We start from the raw sequence: 6,730 nt of genomic DNA, 5'->3' as shown, positions 1-6,730 counted from the left end.
GCCGGAAAATAGCTGACAAAAAACATCCAGTCCCTCACACGGGGGTATGAAGAACCGGAAACCAAAAACATTTGGCACTGACATTCATCGACACACTATTGAGTTCTCAAAGAACACACGCACACACTTCACAGCCGGTCTTACCCGGTATTCGGTGAGGCAGGTTTTCCAGCTTAACCAGTCAGTGGCTCAGAGTCAAACTCCGCTCTTCGACCGGTCCTGTCAGGCGCTCCTCGTCCAACCTCGTTTCCCGGGCTCTTGGGCTCCGGGTCGGTGTCCGTGTCGCTCTGACGTGGAATAAGTTACGCGGCGGAGAACACTTCGTCAAATCGCCACGACAACGGTGTGTTTACGCAGGTCAGAGGCTTGCATTCGGGCCGGAAAACGGCCTGAATCACACAGATGTGACTCAGGCCACCAAGATCAATTTCCGGAACCGCGGACAGCGCCGGCGAAATTGCGCTTGCCCCTGCGCAGCACGAGCCAGCGTTCGTGCAGGTAGTCGGCCTCGTCGGGGGTCCAGTCGGGGTCGCTGATCCGCTGGTTGTTCACCGATGCGCCGCCTTCGTGCACCGTGCGACGGGCCGCTTTCCTGCTCTCACACAGGCCGGTGGCGACCAACAGGTCGACGATCGTGTTCGAACCGGCGGGCGAGATCTCGGGAACCGCCCCGTCCACCGCGGCCTCGCGCAGTGCTGCGGCAAGGGTGGACTCGTCGAGATCACGCAGTTCCCCGCGACCGAACAGCGCCTGGCTCGCCAGCTGGACCGCGCGGGTGTGCTTCTCCCCGTGCACCAGGTTCGTCATCTCAGCGGCCAGCCTGCGCTGGGCTTCACGCGCATGCGGACGTTCGATCGTGGCCTGTTCCAGCTCGGCCAGTTCGTCGCGGTCGAGGAAGGTGAACCAGCGCAGGTACCGGACGACATCGGCGTCGGCGGTGTTGACGAAGTACTGGTACCAGGCGTACGGGCTGGTCAGCTCCGGGTCGAGCCAGAGGCTGCCACCGCCGGTGGATTTCCCGAACTTCTTGCCGTCGGCGGAGGTGACCAGGGGAACAGTCAGCGCGTGCACGTGCTCGCCGTCAACGCGGCGGTTCAATTCCACGCCTGCGATGATGTTGCCCCACTGGTCGGACCCGCCGACCTGCAACCGGCAGCCGTGTTCCCGGCGCAGCTGCAGGTAGTCGTTGGCCTGCAGCAGCATGTAGCTGAACTCGGTGTAGGAGATGCCCTCGCCTTCCAGGCGGCGTTTGACGGTGTCGCGGGCGAGCATGACGTTGACCGAGAAGTGCTTGCCGATATCGCGCAGGAAGTCGACGGCGGTCAACGACCGCGTCCATTCCATGTTGTCGACGATCTTCGCTCCGGTGGGCGAATCGTCGAGGTCGACGAAGCGTTCCAACTGAGAACGGATGCGCTCGGCCCAGTCGGCGACGGTTTCGGCCGAGTTCATGGTGCGTTCACCGACATCACGCGGGTCGCCGATCATGCCGGTGGCGCCGCCGGCGAGCACGATCGGCCGATGGCCGGCGCGCTGGAAACGTTTCAAGGTCAGCAAGGGCACAAGGTGACCCGCGTGCAGGCTGGCGGCGGTGGGGTCGAAACCGGCATACAGGGTCAGCGGGCCGTCGGCCAGCGCGGCACGCAGCGCGTCGAGGTCGGTGGACTGCGCGATGAGACCGCGCCAGGTCAGTTCGTCGATGATGTCGCTGCTCACGGTGCCTATCTTTGCGCATTCCCGGAGCGCGGGCGGCCACGGGATCTCCCCGGAACACGATGGCGCGCCCGATGCTGCTTCGGGCGGGCGCGGTGGCCTTCGAGTGGTCAGGCCGTTTTCTCTATCCGGGGAGCGCGCGGGCTGCGGCGATAGACCGAGACGGCGCTGGAGTCGGACAGCCACAGCCGCCATGGGCGATCCGCCGCGGTGCTGACCCCGACCCGCGGACCGGAGGCGATCAGCGCCGGGTCGATCGGTTCCCCCAGCTCCAGCCGAATCGACGACCGCGGATCGAACAGCGGGGTGCCGTAGTCGGCGAGTTCGATGCCGAGAGCACCGCCGAGGTTGCCCGGGCCTTTCGCCAGATCCGCGTCGGTGCGGGCGGGACGGCGGCGTTCGCGTGCTACCGCATGGCCCGCGACGACCTCCCCGGCGCGGATCAGCACCGCGCTGGCCACCCCGTCCGGTCCGCTGGTGACGTTGACGCAGGTGTGCATCCCGTAGCTCAGGTACACGTACAGCACGCCGGGCGGCCCGAACATGACCGCGTTGCGCGGGGTGCGCCCGCGACCGGAGTGCGCGGCGGGGTCGTGCCAGGGCCCGGCCGGGTCACCGCCGTATGCCTCCACCTCCACGATGCGCACCGCTACCTGACCCGACCACAGGGTCGCCCCCAGCAGACGGCGCGCGGCGGCCAGGGGTTCGACGTCTAGTTCCTCGGCGCTCACGCCCCGGATTGTCGCAGCAGTTCCGGACGAGGACGCCATGGAGGGGCCGCACGGTGCCTCGTTGCGGCGGGTGGGCCGAGACGAGCAGAGGCGAAATCAGGGTGCGGATCGGGGCTGTCCTGGATGTGCTCTACCTGCCGGAATTCCTACCGTCGCTCCATGTCTTACACCACGCGGCCACGAGGTAAGCGGCCACTTTTCGCCGGTCTGGGTTTGCTCGTCATCATGCTGATGGCGTTGGGGGTGGGCGGTGTCGCCGTGGTGTACACGCGGGCGGAGGTGTCCACGGTCGAAGCGGTGGAGTTCACCGAGGAGCTGGCGATCCCGCCGATGGCGCCGTCGCGGATCGATCCGGACGGGACCCGCGTCTTCGATCTGCAGATGCGCTCCGGGCAGCGGGAGTTCCGGTCCGGGCAGACCACCACTACCTGGGGCTTCAACGGTGACTACCTCGGGCCCACGCTGCGTGCCGCCCGCGGTGAACGGGTGCGGGTACAGATCCACAACGCGCTGCCGGAAGCGTCGACGGTGCATTGGCACGGTATGCATCTGCCTGCGGCGATGGACGGCGGTCCGCATCAGATGATCGACCCGGGCGGCAGCTGGGCACCGGAATGGACGGTGGACCAGCCTGCGGCCACGCTCTGGTATCACCCACATCCGCACGGCGCGACCGAAGGCCATGTACAGCGCGGGCTGGCGGGTCTGTTCCTGCTCGATGATGCCGCATCGGCGCAGCTACCGCTGCCGCGCACCTATGGGGTGGACGATCTGCCGCTGATCGTGCAGGACGTGCGATTCCGGGGCAGTGGATTCGACAGCAGTCACACGATGTTCCGCGATGTCGGTTTTCTCGGGGATCGGACCATGGTCAACGGGACACTCGCCCCGTACCGCACGGTTTCCGATGAGCTGGTGCGGTTGCGACTGCTCAACGCGTCGACTGCGCGCACCTACACTTTCGGTTTCGCCGACGATCGCGATTTCGCGCTGATCGCCTCCGACGGCGGGCTGCTGGAACGACCCGTGCGGCTGCAGCGGCTGCGGCTTTCACCAGGCGAACGGGGTGAAATCGTGGTCCGGGTGCGGCCGGGTGAGCGCACCGTACTGCGCAGCTACCCGCTGGAGGCGGGGATGAATTTCTGGACTCAGCGGTTCAGCGGTGGTGACGACACCTTCGACATCCTCGAATTGCGGGCGGCCGAGCAGTTGCGTCCCTCCCCCGCGCTGCCTGCCGAATTGGTGCCTGCCGCTACCCCCGACGGGTCGGATTCGGTGGCCGAGCGCCGCTTCGATCTGGCCTTCGCCACCGTGAACGGCCAGGAGATGGCCATGGACCGTATCGATCTGACCGTCACCCGCAGCACCACGGAAACCTGGGTGGTGCGCAATATCGACGGGATGCCGCACAACTTTCATGTGCATGATGTGCAGTTCCGGGTGCTGGAGTTCGACGGCGCCGCCCCACCACCGGAACTGTCCGGTCCGAAGGACACAGTGTTCCTGCCGCCGGGTAGTTCGGTGCGGCTGGCCCTGCGTTTCGACGGTCCCGCCGATCCGGATACGCCCTACATGTATCACTGCCATCTGCTCTGGCACGAAGACCTCGGAATGATGGGCCAGTTCGTGGTCGTCGAACCGGGCGGCGCAGCAGGAACACCTCCGCGCCACCACCATTGACCAGCCGGAACAACCCTTGTGCCTTGCGCGCTGAACACCCCGACGGTAAATTCATCGCATAATGAATTAACGCTCGACGAATCGAGACGGCCATGCCCGATCACACGACCTCCCCTGCCGTCGACGTCCGCGGCCTCACGGTCCGCCGGGGCAGGAAGGTGGTGCTGCACGATGTGTCGCTCACCGTCCCGCGGGGCACGATCACCGGCCTGCTCGGGCCGTCCGGGTGCGGTAAGACGACGTTGCTGCGCAGTATCGTCGGCACCCAGATCACCGAATCCGGTGAGATCGACGTGATGGGGCTGGCTGCGGGCAGCGCCGCGCTGCGCCGTCGGATCGGATACGTGACCCAGGCACCCAGCATCTACTCCGATATCAGCCTGCGCGATAACGTCGCCTACTTCGCAGCGCTCTACGGGCGCGACCGCGACGATATCGAGGCCGCGCTCGACGCCGTCGGGCTGCGGGAGTACCGGCAGCAGCGGGGAGACGAACTCTCCGGCGGCCAACTCACCCGCGCTTCCCTGGCCTGCGCGCTGGTGGCCCGGCCCGAACTGCTCGTCCTGGACGAGCCGACCGTCGGCCTGGATCCGGTGCTGCGCGTCGGTCTGTGGAAACAGTTCCGCGAGCTGGCCGCGGCAGGCACGACGCTGCTGGTGTCCAGTCATGTGATGGACGAAGCCGACCACTGCGACCAGTTGCTGCTGATGCGTGACGGCAGGCTGCTGGCCCAGCTCAGCCCCGATCAGCTGCGCGAACAAACCGGTGAGCAGAACCTCGAACGAGCCTTCCTCACCCTGATCACGATGGGAGAGCCGGTATGAGCACCGTCGGCGTGCGTGTGACGCCGTATACGGCGACCACGACCCGTATCCTGCGCCAGTTACGCAACGACCACCGGACCGTCGCGATGATCCTGGTAGTGCCTGCCCTGCTGATGACGCTGCTGTATTTCATCTACAAGGAGACACCGGCCACCTCGGCTTCACCGCTCTCGCTGTTCGACCGGGTCGGGATGAGCATGCTCGGCATTCTGCCGTTCATTGTGATGTTCCTGATCACCGCGATAGCCATGCAACGGGAACGCACCTCGGGCACCCTGGAACGGCTGCTGACCACCCCGCTGTCCAAACTGGACCTGCTCGGCGGCTACGGGACCGCGTTCTCGCTGGCCGCGGCCGCGCAGGCGGCGGTGGCCTGCCTGGTGTCGTTCTGGTTGCTCGGCCTCGAATCCGCGGGCAGTCCCGGCTGGGTGGTGCTGATCGCGGTGGTCGACGCTGTGCTCGGGGTCGCGCTCGGCCTGTTGTGCAGCGCATTCGCGCGCACCGAATTCCAGGCGGTGCAGTTCATGCCGATAGTGGTTGCGCCACAGATCTTCCTGTGTGGGTTGCTCGTACCGCGCGATCAGTTGCCGCGGTGGCTGGAGATCATCAGCAATGTGCTGCCGTTGAGTTACGCGGTCGATGCGTTGCAACAGATCTCGCTGTATCCGGAACCGACCGCGGTGATGTGGCGGGATCTGGCGGTGGTGGCCGGTTTCGCGGTGGTGGCGCTGGTGCTCGGCGCAGCGACGCTGCGACGGCGGACTGCGTGAGCGGCGGGCGCCCCGCTCGCTCCGGGCGCAGACCGGGACAGTCCGGGACGCGGGAGGCGATACTGGCCGCCGCCCGGGCCCGGTTCGCCGACAGTGGGTTCGACAAGACGTCGATCCGGGCGGTGGCGACCGATGCCGGGGTCGATCCCGCGCTGGTGCACCACTACTTCGGCACCAAGCAGCAGCTGTTCGCCGCGGTGGTGCAGATTCCGATCGACCCCGAGATCGTGCTGCGGCAGATCGATGCGGCCCCGCTCGACCGATTGGGCGAGACCATCGTGTCCGCCGTTGTCGGCGTCTGGGATTCGCCGGCAGGTGCCGGGGCTGTGGCAGAGGTTCGCAGCGTCATCGCCGGTGGGGAGACCTCGCTGATACGCAACTTCCTGCTGCAGGTGGTGCTGGAGCGGGTCCGGCGGCGGGTAGCGGGGCCAGGAGACGACGGCTGGCGGCGGGTGAGTCTGGTCGCCTCGCAGATGGTCGGTCTGATCGTGGCGCGCAAGATCGTCAGGTTGGAACCCCTCGCCTCGCTGCCGTTACCCGAGGTCGTTGCCGCCGTCGGCCCCACGCTGCAGCGGTACCTCACCGGAGATATCGGCTCGGTCGACGAGACACCCGGCTGACAGGTGCCTCGGAAAACTGTCAGTCTTCGGTGAACTGGGCGCTCAACTGTTCGTGTTCAGCCTCGTCGACGTCGCGGGCCTCGTCGACGAGCAGCACCGGGATACCGCTGTCGATCGGATAGGCGCGGCGGAGCCGGGGGTTGTAGAGGACGTGCGCACCGTCATCGGCGCGGACCAGATACAGCGAACCCTTGTCCTGCGGGCAGGCGAGCAGACGCAACAGAGTGGGGTCGATAACCGTTTCCTCCGACATACCGGCCAACCTACCCGACACCGGCCCGCGCTCGGCGTACGCCGCCCGGGGCCCGCATGGCCAGGGAGTACTCTGGGGCGCTTCCCCTGGGCGTCGGCGGGACAGGTGTGGATCCTTGTTCCCGGCTCGCACGGTGTTT

7 protein-coding genes are annotated in these 6,730 nt (G+C 66.6%); 4 read left to right on the top strand and 3 right to left on the bottom strand.

Features of this window, described 5'->3' with window-relative positions:
• Nucleotides 1-423: 423 nt before the first annotated feature.
• On the bottom strand, nucleotides 424-1,716 hold the full coding sequence (tyrS, locus tag B0T44_RS20055) for a tyrosine--tRNA ligase (RefSeq protein WP_077121709.1): 1,293 nt from the start codon (nucleotides 1,714-1,716) through the stop codon (nucleotides 424-426).
• A gap of 107 nt (nucleotides 1,717-1,823) precedes the next feature.
• On the bottom strand, nucleotides 1,824-2,444 hold the full coding sequence (locus B0T44_RS20050) for a DNA-3-methyladenine glycosylase (RefSeq protein WP_425436876.1): 621 nt from the start codon (nucleotides 2,442-2,444) through the stop codon (nucleotides 1,824-1,826).
• Nucleotides 2,445-2,603: 159 nt separating this feature from the next.
• Between B0T44_RS20050 and B0T44_RS20045 the strand changes: the two genes are divergently transcribed.
• From B0T44_RS20045 to B0T44_RS20030, 4 genes are all read left to right on the top strand, one after another.
• Nucleotides 2,604-4,124, top strand: coding sequence for a multicopper oxidase family protein (locus tag B0T44_RS20045; RefSeq protein ID WP_077121713.1), 1,521 nt, complete (start codon nucleotides 2,604-2,606; stop codon nucleotides 4,122-4,124).
• 92 nt (nucleotides 4,125-4,216) lie between these two features.
• Nucleotides 4,217-4,948, top strand: a complete 732-nt coding sequence (locus tag B0T44_RS20040; RefSeq protein ID WP_077121715.1) for an ABC transporter ATP-binding protein — start codon at nucleotides 4,217-4,219, stop codon at nucleotides 4,946-4,948.
• On the top strand, nucleotides 4,945-5,718 hold the full coding sequence (locus tag B0T44_RS20035) for an ABC transporter permease (protein WP_139348027.1): 774 nt from the start codon (nucleotides 4,945-4,947) through the stop codon (nucleotides 5,716-5,718). The genes B0T44_RS20040 and B0T44_RS20035 overlap by 4 nt, the downstream gene beginning before the upstream one ends.
• A complete protein-coding gene (locus tag B0T44_RS20030; protein WP_077121717.1) occupies nucleotides 5,715-6,338 on the top strand; it encodes a TetR/AcrR family transcriptional regulator in 624 nt (207 codons plus the stop codon). The genes B0T44_RS20035 and B0T44_RS20030 overlap by 4 nt, the downstream gene beginning before the upstream one ends.
• Before the next feature lie 19 nt (nucleotides 6,339-6,357).
• Here B0T44_RS20030 and B0T44_RS20025 read toward each other — a convergent pair whose 3' ends face one another.
• Nucleotides 6,358-6,591, bottom strand: a complete 234-nt coding sequence (locus B0T44_RS20025) for a Trm112 family protein (protein ID WP_077121719.1) — start codon at nucleotides 6,589-6,591, stop codon at nucleotides 6,358-6,360.
• Nucleotides 6,592-6,730: the final 139 nt, after the last annotated feature.

Source organism: Nocardia donostiensis (assembly GCF_002081715.1).
Taxonomy (GTDB): Bacteria; Actinomycetota; Actinomycetes; order Mycobacteriales; family Mycobacteriaceae; genus Nocardia; species Nocardia donostiensis.
The sequence above is the reverse complement of the archived record's forward strand: the minus strand, read 5'-3'. Positions and strand labels throughout refer to the sequence as shown.

Coding starts and splice junctions, on each gene's coding strand:
- B0T44_RS20025 (WP_077121719.1), bottom strand. CDS start 6,591: ATGTCGGAGGAAACGGTTATCGACCCCACTCTGTTGCGTCTGCTCGCC.
- B0T44_RS20045 (WP_077121713.1), top strand. CDS start 2,604: ATGTCTTACACCACGCGGCCACGAGGTAAGCGGCCACTTTTCGCCGGT.
- B0T44_RS20040 (WP_077121715.1), top strand. CDS start 4,217: ATGCCCGATCACACGACCTCCCCTGCCGTCGACGTCCGCGGCCTCACG.
- B0T44_RS20035 (WP_139348027.1), top strand. CDS start 4,945: ATGAGCACCGTCGGCGTGCGTGTGACGCCGTATACGGCGACCACGACC.